Here is an 18,374-nt window from a genome sequence, read left to right on the forward strand (position 1 = left end):
CCAATTCGCATGCTCTGCAACTGAACCCATTGAATATTCCCCTGGAAGAGACAGGGTTCACCATACCTCGATTACCCATGAACCGAATTTATCTTTCCTTCTGTTGTTCGATAGGCACTGCTCTTCGTGTGACAAACGAACGTGCGAGTGCAATTTCGTCGTAACTGAATTCCCGCAAGACCAGATATGCCAGAATAATCACCCCTCCGATAGACCCGATTTTAATCACAAGCAAAAGACCAGCAGTTGGCCACATCACTGCCAGGGTATAGGCCAATACACTGATGACGGCACTACGCCACAAGGTCCCAATTGGCGGGAAAATAGCCCAAAGCCGATAGATCGCAAAAACGGAAGCCAAGGCACCAATTCCCTGACACAAGGCAGTCACCATAGCGGCGCCAAGGGCACCGAATCCGGGAATCATCACCAAGTTCCCGATCACCACCAGGAAGACCAGCGGGATACTTAAATATAAGGTGAATAGTGGAGCACCTGAAGCCGTCGCAATGACCACGGCTATTGAGACCATCACAAACGCGATGGCTCCCATAATCAACACCCCCAGGATTGGACCAGCAAGCTCGAAAGACTGACCAAACACCAATGTGACAATCTCAGGAGCAGCGCCCGCAATGAGAGCTCCAAACGGAAATAAACCCACAACCATTCTCATCGCACCAAATCCCATGCTTTTTGCCTGATCAGTTTTTCCTTCAAATAGGAGACGGCTCACCGTCGAGAGCAACAGCGGGGAAAAAGATGCCCCAAACAGACCGGGAATGATCGACAAATTCTGGGCCGCACCATAGACTCCTGCCTGCTCCAGGGTTCCGCCAAGGATTTTCAGCATAACCAAACCCATGCTGGAGAAAATAAGGAACAATATGGATGAGACACACAGAAGGATACCGAAGTCATAAAATGGGCGGATGGGGATGACAATTTTGCCAAAGAAGGGAGGGCAAACATAACGACGGGTGATAGTGAGTTCGACCAGGGCCGCCCCAAGGCTTCCAAGTATAGCGCCAGAAACAGACAGGCCCATTTCAACCAAGAACAGAATCAACAGCAGCCTGGCAATCCAACGGTAGGCATTAGTCACGGCTTTCTGCCGGAAACTACCAATTCCCACAAGGATGCTCTGGTGGGCTTGAGTCAGGCTACTGATTGGGATGTGGAGGGAATAGAGGGCGAGATATGGCGCAAGCAACGGTTCGTCGAGGAGCCAGGCAAGAGGAAATGAGAGCAGTCCTAGTAACACCCCTCCGCCAACCCCTGCTACGAATTGCAACCGGATGAGGGTGCTACCAACTGGAAGCCAGTTTTTGGCTTCCCCAATAAACTTAATCGCCGGACGTGCAAAAAATGAGTTGATCCCGAGCTCCACCCATCCAAACAACGTCGCAGAGAGGACCAATAAGCCATAGCCATCGGTTCCGAGTCGTCGGGTGAGGAACCCGGCGGTAATGAGGCCCGTAAGGGGAAACAGGAGCCCGGCGAGAAAGACTCGGACTGTCCCATCAACAAGATGACGGCCTGGTTGGGACGACAAGGGACTCACTGGGAATACTCTGGTTGATGTTCCACATACAGGGCTAATGCTTCCCCGATTCGACGATGAACCGCAGGAGAGGGATGCCGGTCAAATCGACTTGCCATATATTCTTCAGTGGTAAATTCTTTACCGAGGTAGGATAAATCAAGATACCTGATACCGTCATGTATCAGTCTGTCAGGAAGAGGACCCCAGGCGTTTTCCTCCATTCGTGGAAGAAGCGCAATCAATGAGGAAAGATCATATTGATTTGCTGTCTCGTTGAATTGTTGAATGTAACGGTAGGAGTGGGGAATCTCCCCGCGTGAAAGCAGTGGGTCAAGGTATTGAGGTGGAGAAACCCACCGTGACCCTATATCCCGGAGCACATACAGAAGGCGGATTCCTCTTAAGGCCTCTCCAACCGGAGAATCAAGAAGACTTGCGATTTTTTGACCAACCAGATAACCAGCCGAGTCAATGGTGGGAGTCCGGTCGAGATTCAGATCAGGCGGAATGATAGCCATAACAACCAGGTCCGGCTGTATATTCACTATACGGTGTTTTAGCATGGCGGCCATCTCTTTGACGCTATACGCCGATACACCGAAATTAAACACTTTCACGGTCCAGAGATTCTGGTGTTGATTCAGCATAAGTTCCAGAACTTCGGTGAACGTTTCCTCAGTTTTGGGAACACCCTCCCCAAATGTGACGGAATCACCCACGATTGCAATACGATATTCCTGGGGTTGTTTGGTGCCATAGACCATTCCGGGGACTTTCGAACGCAATCCCAGGCTATCCGTGTTAATGAAAACACGACCTCGAGCTCTGGCCTGCATAAGATTAGGTTTATGTATGTAGGAAATGTCCTCGCTCGGTTCAAATGAGGTATAGATCGGATCATGAATATGATGCTCCGAATATCCCCAGATCCTAACCCCAACTTCCAAGAGGGGTAAGGTTACGAGAAGCAGATACCCAGCATAAAAAAGAGTTCCTTTCAATCGTTTTGGCATTGATGCTGCCATCTTCAAGCCATCCGTTGCGGACTTTGGCCAGCCCCAATCATGTAGCCTATAAATTCCCCGGCTGCATGACAACACACGAGGAGTGCGAGTAGAGGCAGACTTGCAAAGACTTTCCCCAAGACCTGCTGTGTGCTCATTAGAGACCGAAGAGTGAACCCCAAAAGATAAGGAGGCAGAATTGCGGTAAAGCCAAGACGAAGCATACGGCCCAACCCCCCCAGTTTTTCAGGCTGAAGTCCTGCGATAGATCGCCCGTTGTGAAAATGAGCGGTGAAGGTCCCCCCAAAACCATGTGACTGAACATGGGAAACAAGGAGGCGGTCAGCAGCAATATTCACTTCCCCTTCTTGGCGAAGTTGTCGGGTACACAACATTTCCATCACCCCGAGTTGGGAAGCCAATCGCGAAACAACCCGACGCTGATAAGAGATATTTGCCTGTAAACAAATTCGCCCGGAAGGTCCGTTTCTAATCGGAGATACGAATGGCGCGAACACTAGAAAAACATTTGCCCAATCCATTAGTGAAGTGATGGCTCCATTTTCAACCACCCCACCAATTCCAGTAGGATCGGGATAATCCTTGTGGACTTGAATGACCAGCTCACACCATTTGGGGGCAACCCGACAATGATCCTCCGTAATGGCTATGATTTCTCCTTGTGTGTGAGACATGCCGAGCTTCCGGAGACCGAAAACGGATGCGCCCGGGTTCTTGAACCACATGAGTTCCTTATAGGACGCTTTGCCCATATCAGGAAGCCCTCGGCCATGACCGTCCGCCATCAGAATTCCAGCTCCGACCCTTTTGGATTGGCCCAAAAGAGAGTCTAAACAAGCGCGTATTTCCGGCCAGGGTTTTCGTCGTTGCAACCACGATTGAGAGGGGTATGGTTGAGGTTGAGGCTGTCGTGTGGCTGTGCGAAGAACTTGATTCGATTTGCATGATTAGGAATCCCTTGTTTTCGACGAACAACTCCGTGCGATCTCTTGATAACATTGTAGAGTACGCCGCGCCGTGTCCTCCCATGGGAAATACGGCAGCTCGTGCAAACCCTTCTTGCCGATACCGGTCACCTTCAACTTATAATTGTCTTTCCGACCACAAGCATAGAAATAGAGAACGCCCCCAAGAAGGTTATCCATGCAAAAGGTGTTGCTCGGTCGTACGATGACTGTGCCATACCCGCAGTTGCGTCGGATATCGACGCGCATCAACCATCCTTTAAAATCATGCATACCTCGCATTCGTGGATCAAAAAGCAGTTGCCCTTCAGTACGGTGAATGGCCTCCGACTGCATTCCTCCCGAAAAATGCCCGATTACGGCTGCCAATGGGTGACCCAGATAAACCGCTCGTCCCAAAGCAGCATAGTTTTTGGAGATGAAACGGGTCACTCCCCTGACGGGGTTCGACGTGGTTTTTTTAACTGATACCAGGAGATTGATGATCCTCGGTTTTGGAATTCACTTACATCCGCAACCAATCTGGCTCGGGAACACAATCGGCATCAAGCATTTCCGCCAGATCCACTAGGGCGACCTATATACCAGCGTTTTTGAGCAGATAGGACGCGGGGTCTTCGGTGAGCGCCATCCGCAGACCATGAAGAAGGTCGATGAGATCCAAAAGAATGATTCCCTTTCAAATTGACATTTTCACAAAGCAGAAATTCCGTATCCCCTTTATATCCTATTTGGCAGCGCATCTAGAAGTCGTCTCAGATCATTCCATATTTTCGGACCTCCAGCAACGCAATGGGATACAATAACCACGCTGACATCGGAATTGCGTGTCCCTAAATTTTGTTCCAAGGGGCCTACCATTTCTTGAAATTTCTTTGTATTTTTGTATTTATTGGTTGAAAAGTAGGGAATATTTCATGACGCCACTCAAGGCCTCTCAATAGACATGCCATGGGGGAATGTTAAAAGTAGAGTCATACGGGTATTTCTAAAGATCTGCGTGGTTTTTTCAAATGCGGAAGACGATGAAATTCCAATTTGGCCCGTTTTTCTACAGCTTGTCCTGCTCCGAAACAACAACCGATCATCTCCCCAGTGGCACTAACCAATAATCCACACCAGGCCATTGGCAATACTCCCCAAGGTAATTGGTAGTGTTCACGGAAAACTTTCAATCGCTTTTTTAACCGCCAGTATCGAACCAGAGGGATCAAGGGGGTACCACACGCGTAGAACAGTCGGTAAAATAGACTCCAACCTCCTGCTCGAGCAGCCCCGAAAGTTCGCCCACTTAGGTATTTGACAGAAATAAACGAACTCATTCGCTCAAAATTGAGATGAGAGACATGTGCCGAAGATTCTAGAAAAAGCCGATATCCCTTTTTCCGAAGGTCCTGGTGGATAAGGGTCTCAGTCTCCATCATAGTTTCCAGGTTAGGGCCGTAATCGAGAAGAATTTCTCGTTTATAGCTACTATTGTTTCCTGGTAGGCGTTCCACTTCTCCTGATACACCAGGAACAACATATTCCCCAAATCCAATCAGGAAATCAGCCCAGGCAATGACGTTTTTAGGTGCATTAGCGTTGTGAATCACCGGACCTACTCCCGCCCAATGATGACGGTGCGCGGAAATCAGAGCTTCCGCCCATCCCGGTGCGGGGAAAGCATGATCTTCTGCTAAGGCGACTAAAGGCGAGCTTGCCTGTTGTATGCCCTTGGCGTTTGCCGAACCGATCGAGGACACTCGACCCACTTCAACAACACGAACCCGACAAAACTCCTTGAGTTCGGACTCATTCGGGTTCAGCAAAGAGATAGACGGGGCAACAATGATGACCTCAAGTTGGTGCCTGACTGTTTGAGTGCGAAGATGTTTGATGGTTTTTCGGATAGTTTCATAGCAATCCGGGGTGGCGAGGATTACCGACATGACCGGCTCAAAGTGCTGAGTCATGATCTTAACTCCAATAGTCCACAATCAATCAAATCTATTTTCAATCGGCCCTGACGTTTTGTACCCATCTTTCTCGTTAATAAATGAGTTTCTTCAGATTATGGACACGACTTGTCGATAAAACTCCATCAAACGACCCAGGCTCTGCTCAAGAGTAAACCGTTTTTCATAGATCTCCCGGCTTCGCACACCCAAGACATGCGCCCTCTGGGGGTCAATCAGAATATCTTCAATCGCAGACGCGAGTTCGACAGGTGAGGCGGGCTTCACCAGAATCGCGTTCTGGCCCACCTCCACCGTCTCCCGGACTGGGTCAATATCCGAAGCTACGATGGGTAATCCCAATGCCATTGCCTCAATCACGGCCCCGGGAAGCCCCTCATAGAAGGATGGAAAGGCAAAAAGATCCGCTGCTGCCAGGATTTCGGGGACATCCTCCCGGTGTCCAAGAAAATGCACCCGATTTTGCAACCCAAGGCGATTTCGGAGACTTTCAAGTTCACCCGAGACGTCTCCCGACCGGCCGGCCACGAGGAGAACGAGATTCGGGTGCTTCGAGACCAGCATGGCCATGGCCTCCAGCAAATATCGCTGACCTTTTTGGAAGTCCTGTCGTCCTATGGTAACGATCACTCTCTGATCTTCATCCAATCCTAAACTTAATCGCGCTCGATTTCTCCGTTGAATGGACGGCTTCCCCAAACGTACTGCGTCACGAGCTTCTTTGATCACCGTTATTTTCTCCGATGGAATGCCCAGATGGCTCATGGCCGCCGTTTTCACCACATTCGAATTGGCGTAAATATGATGCGTCAGGTGTCGGGCCGTCCAACCGTCGATAAATCGAGCCAGCCGGAATCTTAGTATGTTGATGTTTGGATCCATAAGCCGCACCAAATCGTAATCCGTGTTGACAAGCCGGCTGACAACCCTGGCGGAAGTTCCGATCGCGGCCAGCCGGCCCGCGATATCGGCGTGGAACAACACTGTCTGGATCAGGTCCGGTTGTTCAGTTCGAATAATGTGTCGCAATGCTGCGGTCCGCCTGATAAGCCCCATGTCAGGCAAAATTCTCACATCAAATCCCTGCCCTTGAAGCGCCGACTGAACTCCTTCCTGCCGGTGACGAAAACTTACTACGATGATGACCACCCCAAGATAACGAAGATGAGGCAACTTTTCAGCTAGGTCAAGCTCAGCTCCCCCCGTACCTAAACTATCAATGACAAAGAGAATTTTGAGTTGGGTCAGAGTGACATTTCGTCCCTCAACAGACATGTTTGGTTGGTCTTCCGGAAAGTGCAATTGGGACATCAAGGCGTATTCACCATTTTCCCGTTTTATCGTTGGACCTGGGATATGAGCTCTCGTTGATCCCGCTCTTGTACCCGCATCATAATTTCTTTTTTGGGACGTAAAGTCATATGGGGTTTTGGTACAATTTTCTGTCCCGGCATTAACATGAGAGCGAGCCGCTGAGCCATATAGGCCAGCGCCAAGATGCATTCCATTTTGGCGAACGCTTCGCCGATACAGACCCGGATCCCCCCGCCGAACGGAAAATACGCGAATTTGGTTCGTGCTTTTATGGCTTGTTCGGTGAAACGTTCCGGATCAAAGCGTTCCGGATTTGGCCAATACCGGACATTCCGATGCATGACATACTGACAGAGGTATAGTTTTGAACCGGCAGGAATGGTGAAGCCGCTTGGAAGGACAGCATCTTGTCGAGCCATGCGGATAAAAATCCACGTTGGGGGATACAGACGCATCGACTCGGCTAAAATCATACCGGTATAACGAAGCTTAGATAAATCATCAGCACCTGGGACACGACCGCCTAGCACTTCGCGAAGTTCCTCGTGAAGTCTGGCTTCCACTTCCGGATGCTGCGAGAGCAGATACCACGTCCAGGTTAAAGCTTCCCCGATAGTTTCATATCCTGCACTAAAGAGGGTTAAGAATTCGTCACGGATTTGCTTGTCCGTCATTCCGGTTCCATCTGCGTATTTGGTATGCATAAGCAGGGACAACAAATCGTGAGACGGCTCAGGGGCCCGGCGGCGCATGTCAATCTCCCAGGCAATGGTATCATTGATTCGCTTCATCGCCTGCTGATATTCACGCCATAACATTGGAGGAAGGTATTCAGAAAATGGGAGTAGTGAAAATTGCACATGTTCAACATACCTCTTCCTGATGGTAATGGCGGTGGCCAACGCGCCGGAGGAATCATCAAAGCGACGACCAAAGGCCGTCTTGATAATATTGTCTTGCGCCAGTTCCATCATTGCCTGCCCGATATTGAGCTCGGTGCCGTTTTTCCATTCAGCAATCATCTTTTCAACACCACTGATTATCGTCTCCGCAAAGACGTTAATAGATGTTCGATAGAACACCGGTTGCATCATCATTCGCTGCCTGAGATGGACCGATCCCAGACTGGTCAGCAACCCGTCGCCGGATAATCGCTTGCCTTTTGGACTGGTAAGGCGTGGCCCTTTGTCAAAATTGTCGGAATGGGTCACCAGCACATGTTTAATGTCTTCAGGATTGTTTAGCAGGAAGGTGGGCTCTCCGATTTTAAGTTTCACCACATCCCCATATTCAGCCGCGCAACGTGAGAGAAACCCGAGTCTGTCCCATAGAAAACCAGGGATATGGCCGAGAAGAGGGTACCCTCTAGGGCCCGAAGGCTCCTTTCGTGATTCATCGTTGCTCATAAATTGGTGCTTCCTGCCAAGTTAAAAATTTTTCCTTACCTATCTCTTGGATGAGTTGCAGGTAGCGTTCCAAGTATTTTTTCTGGGAATACCATTGTTCATAGCCTAAACGCGCCCGTTGTCCGAGATTCTTACAAAGCTGGAAATTTTTTCCCAGCAACGTAACGGCATCATGTAACTCTTCAGGGGAGTGATACACCACTCCCCCGCCTGTCTTATCAACCGCTTCACGACTCCCACCGGCATGATGAACGATGGCCGGCGTGCCATGGGCAAAGGCTTCCAGTATGGTTAAGGGGAACACCTCCGGAGCGAGCGAAGGGAGAACCAGGGCCGTGGCCTTTTGATACCAAGGCCCGAGTTGTTCTTGAGAAAGATGGCCTAGAAATTGAATGTGACGGTGCTCGGCGTATTGCCGTTGGAGCGTGAGCAATAAGTCCCCACCTCCAACAACCACAAGATCGTATTCGCTGAACCCCACAAATTCTTTCAGAAGGTTGGCAATGCCTTTCGAAGCCGTGACCCGGCCCACGTACAGAAAACATTTTCGGTTTTGAGAGAGAGGGTTCCCGTCCAATGTCGGGTCCAACCCGGAGAAGGTTGGCAAGACATGTATCGGTGGCGTCTGTAGGAGATTTTTATGCCGCTCTGCCGTGTAGGTACTTGGCGCAAGGAGGGCATCAACATTAGCCAAGCTTCGCTCAATGAGTCTGGTGTATCGCCAAAATTGAGGCGGAACTCTCGAACGTATGCAGCAGCGAATACATTGTGGGCTATCACATGCTCGTTGGTTATTTTTCCAGAAGATGTGCATTGGACAGACCAGCCAATGTTCATGCAAGGTATACAGCGTCACAGGTGCTCGACTCATCTGGAGCACACCGGGTCCCCCGATCAATGAGATATTGTGAAAGTTCACCACGTCATACTCAGATCCGAGAAGCGTCCGAAGTTGTGCGGCTTTGACCCCCGGCATGCCTAATTGCTGGGTAATCATCGGAGACAGCATCCCGAAAGGATTGCGAAGACGATGCACCACAACCCCGTCCTGCTCAGCCTGCTCAGCAGTCTGTTTCCTGCCACGCAGGCGATAGGCATCTTCGCAATGCACCACTTCCACATGATGCCCTTCCGAGACCAATGCGCGAGCCAGTGCCTGCACAAAAATGGCATCCCCACCGAAATGGTAAGGCGGATAAAAGGTGGTGACCATACAAAAGCGCATCAGATAGCCCCGTAAGCCAGTTTTTCGGCGAAATCGCTGACCTGCTTAACCTCTGTCATCCGTTTTTGGATGCAGGCCTCAAAATAAAGGACAACGCTACCCAATCCCTTGTGGCGCTCCCTGTGCCCGGTTTTTCAATTCGTAGGATAATTCAAGATCGATGTATAGGACCTTCATAGAGGGGATATTTCGATCACAGTACCCAAAAGCCGGCCTTGGAATCGTCATGACTCGACGAGCATAAAACGGTCGGCAGGCAGCCCTTCTTGGCCCACACTTGCACGCAAGCCTCGGTGAAGGTCATGTCACAATTTCTCTTCCCCTGCTGCGTAGTCCCAATCCACGATGATTGATAGGGTAGTTTGTTTGTCATTTAGTGCTTGTCGTTCCTGGATCATGACGATGGATGGCCGCCACGTGATTGGTTTTAAGGCACTGGTTTTACTCACAAGAGGCTCTTTTGGTAGATACAGGTGCGTGATGAGCGGCCTGCCATAAAAATCCTGCCAGATTCGCCATCTGCCAAAGGATCATCAACCCGGTCATGTGGAGTGGCTTCTTTCCTGAAAGCGCACGGCGGAATACCGAAGCATAGAACCGTGGATCAGGCTTCAAAAGACTAGGAGCGCATCGTGCTCGCGTGCGATGAAACTGATATGCACCACGCCCATAGGAAAAGTGTTGTCGACAGAATGCCGTCAGGTTGAGTTGGTGATAGTGATGGACAATGGCCCTAGTAGTATACACAAGGGGGTGTCCTTGCCGTGTCCACCGGTCACAAAATTCTCGATCTTCTGAAGTACGGAAGGATGAATCGAACCCTCCGCTTTCCTGAAAGAGCTTCCTAGAAACCGCCATATTGTTCGCCGCGAAAAACCCGAGGCCACTATCCCTACCGAGGAAATATGCATAGGCCTCATCGATAATTATTTGGCTAGCGATCGAAAAAATATTGTCGACCAGTCCATTAACAGTCCGCCCGCCGACAAGCCCTGTTGGAACATCATTGAAGGATTGGGCAAGTTCCCTTAACCACTGTTTGGTCGGTGCGCAGTCATCGTCCGTAAAAGCCAGAATGTCTCCCCGTGCATGCTGCGCCCCCATATTGCGAGCCGAACCCGGACCGGCATTAAATTGACGCAGACAGGTAATTTTCGGAAGATTGGACCCATCCTTCTTGTGCACTTCGACGGGATCCGGGCTCCCATCATCCACGATAATGATCTCGAACCGGTCATGTGGATAGTCAAGCCGTCCACAGGACTGTAAGCAGGCAGCAAGTTGCTTCGGTCTATTGTAGGTAGGAATCACGATAGAAAAGATAGGTACAGACGTCTTCATGAATGCTCGGTGGCATTGGAAATGAGCTCAACGATTCGGCTTACCGATCGTTCCATTGTCACCACCCGAGTGATCAGTCCATGAGCCCGTTCACTGATTGAAGCACGCATCTCATCATGAGCCAAGTAGTGACGAATCATTTCAGGCATCTCATCTATCGAGGCGCTGATAAAATGCTGATCGGGCACAAAAGGGTCTGGGCGGTATATCGGTTCGGATACAACCAGCGCCTTGTTTGCCATCCCCAGGATCAAGCGGAGATCCGGAAACTCTCCAGGTGTTCTTGACAGGTTGAGAAGTATTTTCGTCCGATTCAGTAATTCAGTCCTATCCTTTCCCCAACATCCCTGATTCGTATAACTACCCACTACATGTATCCGAATTCCGCTTTTCCGCAGGCGCTCCAAGAGACGATTCCGGCGGGGGACATCCTGGGCTCCAAGGAACAGCACGTCGATATCCCTGGGCAGGTCCAAGTCCTGCCCACATGAGGGCTCGTATCCTAGTGGAACCCAATCGGCCTCTATGCCTCGCTCAGAAAGAAAATCCCTGCGTCCTAATGTAGCAGCCACAAGGATATCCGGAAGTCCATTCCTCACCCAACGACGCAATACAAGATAATTCGTGTAGACATCCGTCGCTTCGGAACTGCGAAGGATGAGCTTTGGCGTCTCCCACCAATTCAATCGCGGCCATGGCAAACCAGCCGCGCTCGGAGGTGGGAGAGGTTCCGTGTGCCAGAGTATAACCAGAGGCCTTTGCGCTTGATTGATGGCCGTGAGTTGCGCAAAGAGTCCAGGATACCAATTCGTATTTCCCCAGACCCAAAGGACACTATCGGGTGCAAGATACAATGGCCCATCTTTGATCTGCCTTACCTGATGCCCGGCCTTTTCAAGAATGGAAACCACTACACGAGGGGGAGTCCCATATCTTGCAGCAAAACCCCGATAGCAGAATGTGATGACAAGTTTCTGGCCGACCGGTTGTTTCGAAGCAATCATCTGGATAATTCTCAGTTCGCAACGGCATGGCCACGAGATGAAGATTAGCACGTGGCATGGTTGTTCATTAAAGCATCTCTTCTATAACTTTCGGAGGATGAGAAAACACGCCTCACGCATGCAGTAAAGGCCTACGACGTGTCCGGATGTTGTCAGAATTACGAAAGGAACTGGCTGCCAGGTTGCGTGACCGGATCTAAGGGCATACGCGAGGATTTCTTTGCAACAAGGAGCCATAAAATCCGCGAACATCCTTGCAGTAGGCAATGGACCAGCTTGTTAAACTACCCAGGCCAGCGTACTTCAATACCTTGCTATCCCTTGGCAACGGTAACTGCCTTTCCCGTGGCTGCAGACTCCAACGCAGCCAAGGCAACAGCCAAGGCACGCCGTCCATCTTCTAAACCGCATTCGATTCGGCCACCCCCACGGACTGAGCCGATAAAATGTCGCCATTCTTCTATATAAGATCGGCGCCATTCTCCACCCTGCCGATTCGTGGCGATCGCTTCGGGGAATTCTTTAACAAACTTCCTCAAACTTCTAATTCGTGTTTGAATATTCCCCGAATTTTCGAATGTGGTGGAAGTTTCCAACCCATCAAAACGATAAAAGTCAATTCCTAGTGCTCCATTTCGTCCATAAATCTCCATACTGTTCGTTTGAATTGCACATTCGGAAAAAGTCGCCGAAGCAAGGGCGCCGCAACCCAAGCGAGCGGTAACCGTCGCCGATTCATCCTCCCAGGTTCCCGACCGACTGTGTGCACTGATTTCCTCCACCTCTTCATCTAATACATACTTCCAGAGATCGAAATGATGCATTGCCATCTCAAGCAGAACGCCCCCGCCTGAATTTCGCCTCTTTCTCCATTCGGGGAGATCTTTATTGTAATTCGTCAACAGATTGCTGCGAACAACTTCAAGGGGTCCAACAGTACCTTGCTGAAACAAAATCCGGGCCTGTCGGGTTAACCGATGCCAACGGGTATTAAAGCCCAACATGATTTGAAGAGGTAACCCTGCTGCCCGATCGATGAGTCGATCACATTCCTCAAGGGTCAAGCTCAATGGCTTCTCGATAAAGAGGTGCTTACCAGCATCCAATGCTGCCAGGGCGATCTCAACATGGAACTGCACCGGGGAACAAATGGCGATCGCCTCAATTGTCGGGTTCTCAAGCAAGGCTCTATAGTCAGAAACACACTGTTCTACCGCGAGTTGATGGGAGGCGCGATGAAGTGCCTCTGGATTGGGATCGGCTAACGCCACCACCTTTGCACCAGGCACAAATTGTAATGCGGGCAGGTGAAGCACCGTCGTGGCCCGCCCACAACCGACCATTCCTATTCTGACTGGCGGCTTTTCATCGGATTTCATACATCCTCCACACTGTTTTAAAACCCCAGAATTTCCAATCGATCCTGCTCTCGAATGTGTTTGAACCGATCAACCTCAAATCTGGCTACCTTGTCCAGGGCATTTCCTGTTCCTAACGCATAGCCAGCCATTTGGCCCATTCCATCAATCACCAACCCAATTATCAAGGCAGGAAGACAGGACAGAAATCGAATCTTTAAGTCCTGAGAAGAGAGTCCCGTCCAAATCCGCCACAGCCGGACAATTGGAATAAGAGGCGACCCCAGAGCAAACATGAAGCGCCATGGCAGAGACTTTTGCCGGGCTCTGGCTCCGGCGAAGAGACGGCCATTATAGAACTGAGCTGGCACCCAGGAAGACCATAGAGAAAAATTCGTATGGGCGACACTCGCTGTCGACTCCATATACAATCGATGCCCCTTTCCACGAAGATCCCAGTGGAGAACTGTCTCGGCTTCCATCATGGCATCCAATTGATCGCCATAGCCGAGCAAAATCTCTCGCTTGTAACTGGTATTATGCCCCGGCAAAAAATCAGCTTCCCTGGAAGGTGCAGGTGCCAGCCAGGGACCGTAGCCAATGAACAGATCTGCCCAACTCACGGCAGTATTGGGATTGGCATTTCTGACCCCGGGTCCCACGGCAACCCAGGGGCCCTGATGGGAGGTAATAAAATTCTCCGCCCATTGCGGATCGGGAAAACAATGGTCTTCAGCTAATGCCACAATCGGGGCTGCCGCTTGACGAATTCCCGCAGCGTTTGCCTGTCCAATGGACTGAAATTTCTTGATCTCGACCACCTGATAACAGGCAAACTCATTCAATTGATCCACCTCCAGGTTCAACTGCACCTTCGAAGGCGTCACGATTACTAGTTCCAATGACGAACGTGCGGTTTGAGACCGAAGATGCGAAACCGTTTTTCGGATGGTGCCATACCCCGCAGGAGTTGCCAGAATCACGGAAAGAAGCGGAGCCTTTCCCCGGTCCATATCACGTGTAGGAACTTGTTGGTCGTTCACTTTATTCACCTTCGCCTTTTTTTCATGAGCCTTTATAAAGGATACCACCCAAAACCGTTCTGAGCCCGAATGATCCCCTTCGCCTGTCTACAAGTATTCTTAATAATGGAAGTGTCAAAAAGTATCTCCGTGCCGTGCACGGGCAGACAGACGGTAAGTATCGGAGACCACCAACGGAGGACCACATCCCCTTAGCACACCGTCAAAATCCACGAGCCATTCAAGCCAACCTCTTGGCAAAGTACGGTTGCGCCAGAGCCGCCACAAGAACACCGGGGACCCAACCCCGAGTATAGAGCTCTACCCCGGCGGCAACGAGCTTTCCACGGAGCGACGGGTGGGCAGCGGTTCGCTGAATCTCCTCAAAGCGTTGTCTCGCAAACGGTTCGGCAATTTTGCGCGGCGATACCTTCCGGAGCCTCGCCTCCTTCAGCAACCAGGCGACTCGATCGCCGAGATAACGTTCCATGGTCGAGATGATCTGCTCCCTTTTCATCGAGGCGAAGGCCATCGTACTACCGAGTATCCCGCCACAGTTTGCGACGAAATCGGGAAGATACACCAATCCCCGTTCAAACAGAATTTTCTCGGCTTCGGCCGTCACTGGGTTGTTGGCTCCGGGGCAGATAATGCGCGCGAGCACACGATGAGCATTGTCAGCATGGAGACTGTGATGGGTCGCACAAGGGCAGAACAGATCCACTGGCAATTCCAACAATTCAGCGCAGGAAATACGTTCGGCATCGGCATAATAATCCACCACGCGGCTGCCGACCCGGTCGGCGAGTTGGTTGAGCTGTTTCACATTCAGACCATGCGGGTTCGTAATCGCTCCCCTCTCGGTGGAGATTGCCACCACCTTGACATTGGCTTCGTCCAACAGGCTGGCCAAGGCACTCCCCACCTTGCCGAAGCCTTCAATGGCTACCGTACAGCGAGGGAGCGTCAGGCCCAAATGCTGGATCGCCCGTTTGGCACTGATGAACACGGTCGCCGCCGTGTACTGACCCGATTGCGTGTCGCGCAATTCCCGCCTTTTGAGCTTCACTCCAACCGCATCGAGCATCGCGCGGATGTCTGTGTCATCCGTACCCATATCAGGGCCCGGAATAAAGATGCGGTGGATCAGAAGCGGAGCAATCGCTCGCCCAAACGCTTCCAAGTGCTGCCGACGTTCTGCGAGCGGAGCCTCCGGGTTGAACCTTACGCCTGCTTTCGCGCCACCTTGTGGTTGTCTTAAGAATCCGCACTTGAGTGTCATGGTACGGGCCAGACCACGCACTTCTGCTTCGCTCACATCGGTAGACATGCGAAGCCCCCCTCGCGAGATGCCACATACGGTCGAGTCAACGACGACGCACCCCATGACTTCTGAACCTCGAGCAACCGTGCAGACAAGTTGGTTGTCATCCCTCAACTCCCGATGCACATCCACGCAGTCACCTACCCTGAGTAAAGAGGCCATCGAGAATCCCTTTCAAGACTTCAATACTCGAACAACCATGAAGTGGCCGATGAGATAGCATGCGGGATATCTTGATAGGTGCAAAAAACCTGCTCACGCAAGAACCGGTTGTCGTTTCTTGCCCGAGGCTTATGAAATAAATTCCAAACTTCATGTTCTTAAAAAATCATCAAAGATCCGACATTGGTTTTAGAGGATCTTCTCACAGATACCCAATATCGCCGGACACGATTGCTGTCTAGGGCTTTTTTGCATTGAGGAATAACAGCTCCCAATTCATGCGACACGCGTTGCTGTCGAGATCATGGCCCAGGTGCTTTCGGATACCCTCTACTACCTGAGCAGAGTCTGCTTTATCGATCCCGAACAACAGTTGAGAAAATCGTCCCATGGCCTGGGGAGAGTCAAACTCCCAGTGAAAGGGGATCAACGAAGACTCCCTCACAGTAAATCCCCATCGTTCAATCTCATCTTGAGTTTCGGCGGAGATATAAGTGCCTTTGTGTCCCATTGTACTGTGTTCGTTGACAAAACCGTCCAGAAATTCGGAAACGGCCGAACCCGCTTGTACGTCAGCAATGGTAAGCGTCCCGCCCTTTCTTAACATTCGATACGCTTCTGAGAAGAACCGGGTTTTTTCATCGACATGGTGCAAGGCCGCGAGGCTGATAATTTTATCCACCGCCCCGGTCTCGACAGGAATATCCTCAAGAGTTGAGAGCAACACGTGGAGGGCGCCATTCGCTCTGCAGAGAGCGGCAAACACCTCTGAGGTTTCGATATGGCAAAGAGCCGTGGCCCGATCCACATAGTGCCTTAAGTACCCACCGCCGGAAGGAATATCACAAACGATATCTCCGTCTTTCATGTCGGCCATACGAACGATATGAAGAAATTCTTCTGCACGAGCATTGGGGTACCGGATCATTGCCTGATGATATAGATGGCCTCGTTTTTTGAAAATTGCGCGATATTCCGAAAACATGTAATCACCTCGTAATCTTTTTGCCCACCTCGGGATTCCCATGCGATTTTGACGATGTCCGCTGATTCCCCCCTAACGTAGAAAGAATCTGTTCAAAATCGCAGAACTCCGTCCCGCCAACAGGAGATATCGCGCCTCTATTCTGGCTGGGAAGCGCACCCATCTCCTGTGAACCACATCCGGTTGGCACCGCCACAAAGAGTCGCTGCAGCCCTGCGATCCACAACGAGCGATGCATCATAGACGCTTGGTCCTCGTGGGCTATGCCATTGAGCCTGAGAGCAGTCAGCCCCGCCAGGTGACCGTGGTTCTTGAAAATTAACGGCACATCAGCAAGAAATTCGAGGACCTGCTCATTCGGTCGCTCCCACCGGATCAGGTAATCATAGGGAGTCTGGTTTTCATCCATGAGCTGGACTCCCCACTTCCTCTTGAAGCGAAGAAGTCCGTCATTGAGAATCGGCGGAGTGCCACCGAAGTCAATGCTTGCACATCTACTCTCTTGGGCGCACTTAATTTCAAAAATGTAGAGTGCCGCAAGGGCACCCCTGTTTCATCAGCGTGAGATCCCCCCCTGCTGTTCCCAAAGCCACTCCACGGAAGACCTCACCTTCCTGCTCAAACAACGCCGCGGCAATGCGATGGTCGCCCCGCCGCAGCCAGATGAGTCCCCCACGACGAAACTTTCGACGGAGCTGATGCACGTTATGGATCACGGCGAACTCTCCGTGCCGCTTCTGGACGAAAGGAAGATACATTGATGAGTAAAACGTTTCGCAGTCTGCCTCCCTATGTGAGACCTCCATCGTGAAACCCTCACGCCGGAGGGTAACCAAATCTTCCTTTACGCTGCGGCTGGCACGTGCAAGCTTGTCAAAATCGACCGGCAGTACAAGTCGGCAGCCGATGCTTTCGGGAACCACAAGGTAACCGTCTTCAAAAAAGAGGCGGGCAGAGACACGATCGACGCGCGCAACAATAAGGTCCGTATCGACAGCCAAACGTTTTAGGAACGAAGGAAGGGACCATACAGGCACGGCTCCAACGACCTCTCGCCGAGGCGCACATGCAAAGAAGCGACGCGGCAGGTAATCGGCCCAGGGTTGAAGGCCTGCCACTACGATGTTTCCCGATCGCTCGGAATGTCTGGTTCGCCCTCGCAGAATAGCGACAGGTACGCGAAGCGCAACCCATGGCAAGACCCACGGGGCACATCTCTTGGCTGCATGGTCCAGGCCGGCTGGCGCATGCTCATAGAGCCACCACGCCCAGTCGTTGAAGCGGGGAATTTTCTGATTAGCCATGCCCATTTCCAACTCCCAGAGACTCATTACGCCGATGACCAACCTCAAGCAAACAAGGGCGACGTCACCGGCGTTCCTGTTCTAAAAGCCAAAAATGATGCCCGGTGCATTTTTTTGGATTTTCAACCAAACACTACCTAGGGCATCTCGGTTATTGGTAATGGGTGGATGACCGGAGCAACTCATCCGCTCGTCAATCGGTAAGATGCCTCCGTTTCCTGACGTTCGATACGTCTCGGAACAAACCGTTCTTTCTCATCGAGATGGTACAACGCAACAGTGTTGAAATATTTCACAGAGATCAGCACACACTTCGGACGTTTGGATATGAATGAGAGCCGCCGCTGGATCGAAAAAGCTCCTCAGGTACCCATCACCCGATGAGGTATCCCAAAGAATCCCTTCTGTCCTTTCCGGCGGCCTATGCGGACAACA

At 51.1% G+C, this 18,374-nt stretch carries 16 protein-coding genes; all 16 read right to left on the minus strand.

Annotation, left to right across the window (positions count from 1 at the left end; genetic code table 11):
• Nucleotides 1-88 precede the first annotated feature (88 nt).
• The 16 genes from PP769_RS04045 to PP769_RS04120 all read right to left on the minus strand — a co-directional run bounded on the left by PP769_RS04045 (nucleotide 89) and on the right by PP769_RS04120 (nucleotide 17,939).
• The gene (locus tag PP769_RS04045; protein ID WP_312645500.1) at nucleotides 89-1,564 is read right to left on the minus strand and encodes a lipopolysaccharide biosynthesis protein; all 1,476 of its coding nucleotides are present in this window, start codon (nucleotides 1,562-1,564) and stop codon (nucleotides 89-91) included.
• Nucleotides 1,561-2,559, minus strand: a complete 999-nt coding sequence (locus PP769_RS04050; protein WP_312645502.1) for an SGNH/GDSL hydrolase family protein — start codon at nucleotides 2,557-2,559, stop codon at nucleotides 1,561-1,563. The genes PP769_RS04045 and PP769_RS04050 overlap by 4 nt, the downstream gene beginning before the upstream one ends.
• A 14-nt stretch (nucleotides 2,560-2,573) precedes the next feature.
• A complete protein-coding gene (locus PP769_RS04055; RefSeq protein ID WP_312645504.1) occupies nucleotides 2,574-3,245 on the minus strand; it encodes a hypothetical protein in 672 nt (223 codons plus the stop codon).
• 273 nt (nucleotides 3,246-3,518) lie between these two features.
• Nucleotides 3,519-3,968 (minus strand): hypothetical protein, encoded by a 450-nt coding sequence (locus tag PP769_RS04060; protein WP_312645506.1) that lies wholly within the window; start codon nucleotides 3,966-3,968, stop codon nucleotides 3,519-3,521.
• A gap of 542 nt (nucleotides 3,969-4,510) precedes the next feature.
• The gene (locus PP769_RS04065) at nucleotides 4,511-5,491 is read right to left on the minus strand and encodes a glycosyltransferase family 2 protein (protein ID WP_312645508.1); all 981 of its coding nucleotides are present in this window, start codon (nucleotides 5,489-5,491) and stop codon (nucleotides 4,511-4,513) included.
• A gap of 93 nt (nucleotides 5,492-5,584) precedes the next feature.
• Nucleotides 5,585-6,769: a glycosyltransferase gene (locus tag PP769_RS04070; protein ID WP_312645510.1), complete on the minus strand. Its 1,185-nt coding sequence runs from the start codon at nucleotides 6,767-6,769 to the stop codon at nucleotides 5,585-5,587.
• Nucleotides 6,770-6,831: 62 nt separating this feature from the next.
• Nucleotides 6,832-8,214 (minus strand): cytochrome P450, encoded by a 1,383-nt coding sequence (locus tag PP769_RS04075; protein WP_312645512.1) that lies wholly within the window; start codon nucleotides 8,212-8,214, stop codon nucleotides 6,832-6,834.
• A complete protein-coding gene (locus PP769_RS04080) occupies nucleotides 8,201-9,427 on the minus strand; it encodes a glycosyltransferase family 4 protein (RefSeq protein ID WP_312645514.1) in 1,227 nt (408 codons plus the stop codon). Before PP769_RS04080 ends, PP769_RS04075 begins: the two co-directional genes overlap by 14 nt.
• A 453-nt stretch (nucleotides 9,428-9,880) precedes the next feature.
• Nucleotides 9,881-10,780: a glycosyltransferase family 2 protein gene (locus PP769_RS04085; protein WP_312645516.1), complete on the minus strand. Its 900-nt coding sequence runs from the start codon at nucleotides 10,778-10,780 to the stop codon at nucleotides 9,881-9,883.
• Nucleotides 10,777-11,784 (minus strand): glycosyltransferase, encoded by a 1,008-nt coding sequence (locus PP769_RS04090; protein ID WP_312645518.1) that lies wholly within the window; start codon nucleotides 11,782-11,784, stop codon nucleotides 10,777-10,779. The genes PP769_RS04085 and PP769_RS04090 overlap by 4 nt, the downstream gene beginning before the upstream one ends.
• A 314-nt stretch (nucleotides 11,785-12,098) precedes the next feature.
• The gene (locus PP769_RS04095) at nucleotides 12,099-13,163 is read right to left on the minus strand and encodes a Gfo/Idh/MocA family protein (protein ID WP_312645520.1); all 1,065 of its coding nucleotides are present in this window, start codon (nucleotides 13,161-13,163) and stop codon (nucleotides 12,099-12,101) included.
• Nucleotides 13,164-13,180: 17 nt separating this feature from the next.
• Nucleotides 13,181-14,185: a glycosyltransferase family 2 protein gene (locus PP769_RS04100; protein ID WP_312645523.1), complete on the minus strand. Its 1,005-nt coding sequence runs from the start codon at nucleotides 14,183-14,185 to the stop codon at nucleotides 13,181-13,183.
• Between the two features lie 220 nt (nucleotides 14,186-14,405).
• Entirely contained in the window at nucleotides 14,406-15,650 is a 1,245-nt protein-coding gene (locus tag PP769_RS04105) for a Glu/Leu/Phe/Val family dehydrogenase (RefSeq protein WP_312645526.1), read from the minus strand.
• Nucleotides 15,651-15,888: 238 nt separating this feature from the next.
• Nucleotides 15,889-16,635 (minus strand): class I SAM-dependent methyltransferase, encoded by a 747-nt coding sequence (locus tag PP769_RS04110; RefSeq protein WP_312645528.1) that lies wholly within the window; start codon nucleotides 16,633-16,635, stop codon nucleotides 15,889-15,891.
• Between the two features lie 4 nt (nucleotides 16,636-16,639).
• A complete protein-coding gene (locus tag PP769_RS04115) occupies nucleotides 16,640-17,044 on the minus strand; it encodes a hypothetical protein (protein WP_312645530.1) in 405 nt (134 codons plus the stop codon).
• 109 nt (nucleotides 17,045-17,153) lie between these two features.
• Complete coding sequence (locus PP769_RS04120; RefSeq protein ID WP_312645532.1) at nucleotides 17,154-17,939, minus strand: hypothetical protein; 786 nt, start codon at nucleotides 17,937-17,939, stop codon at nucleotides 17,154-17,156.
• Between the last annotated feature and the right edge of the window lie 435 nt (nucleotides 17,940-18,374).

It is taken from the genome of Candidatus Nitrospira allomarina, from assembly GCF_032050975.1.
Classification (GTDB): Bacteria; Nitrospirota; Nitrospiria; order Nitrospirales; family UBA8639; genus Nitrospira_E; species Nitrospira_E allomarina.

Excerpts from the sequence above, each read along its gene's own strand:
- PP769_RS04110 (WP_312645528.1), bottom strand. The coding sequence starts at position 16,635 with ATGTTTTCGGAATATCGCGCAATTTTCAAAAAACGAGGCCATCTATAT.
- PP769_RS04070 (WP_312645510.1), bottom strand. The coding sequence starts at position 6,769 with ATGTCTGTTGAGGGACGAAATGTCACTCTGACCCAACTCAAAATTCTC.
- PP769_RS04055 (WP_312645504.1), bottom strand. The coding sequence starts at position 3,245 with ATGTCTCACACACAAGGAGAAATCATAGCCATTACGGAGGATCATTGT.
- PP769_RS04095 (WP_312645520.1), bottom strand. The coding sequence starts at position 13,163 with ATGAAATCCGATGAAAAGCCGCCAGTCAGAATAGGAATGGTCGGTTGT.
- PP769_RS04080 (WP_312645514.1), bottom strand. The coding sequence starts at position 9,427 with ATGGTCACCACCTTTTATCCGCCTTACCATTTCGGTGGGGATGCCATT.
- PP769_RS04065 (WP_312645508.1), bottom strand. The coding sequence starts at position 5,491 with ATGACTCAGCACTTTGAGCCGGTCATGTCGGTAATCCTCGCCACCCCG.
- PP769_RS04050 (WP_312645502.1), bottom strand. The coding sequence starts at position 2,559 with ATGCCAAAACGATTGAAAGGAACTCTTTTTTATGCTGGGTATCTGCTT.
- PP769_RS04115 (WP_312645530.1), bottom strand. The coding sequence starts at position 17,044 with ATGGATGAAAACCAGACTCCCTATGATTACCTGATCCGGTGGGAGCGA.
- PP769_RS04105 (WP_312645526.1), bottom strand. The coding sequence starts at position 15,650 with ATGGCCTCTTTACTCAGGGTAGGTGACTGCGTGGATGTGCATCGGGAG.
- PP769_RS04085 (WP_312645516.1), bottom strand. The coding sequence starts at position 10,780 with ATGAAGACGTCTGTACCTATCTTTTCTATCGTGATTCCTACCTACAAT.
- PP769_RS04090 (WP_312645518.1), bottom strand. The coding sequence starts at position 11,784 with ATGATTGCTTCGAAACAACCGGTCGGCCAGAAACTTGTCATCACATTC.
- PP769_RS04075 (WP_312645512.1), bottom strand. The coding sequence starts at position 8,214 with ATGAGCAACGATGAATCACGAAAGGAGCCTTCGGGCCCTAGAGGGTAC.
- PP769_RS04120 (WP_312645532.1), bottom strand. The coding sequence starts at position 17,939 with ATGGCTAATCAGAAAATTCCCCGCTTCAACGACTGGGCGTGGTGGCTC.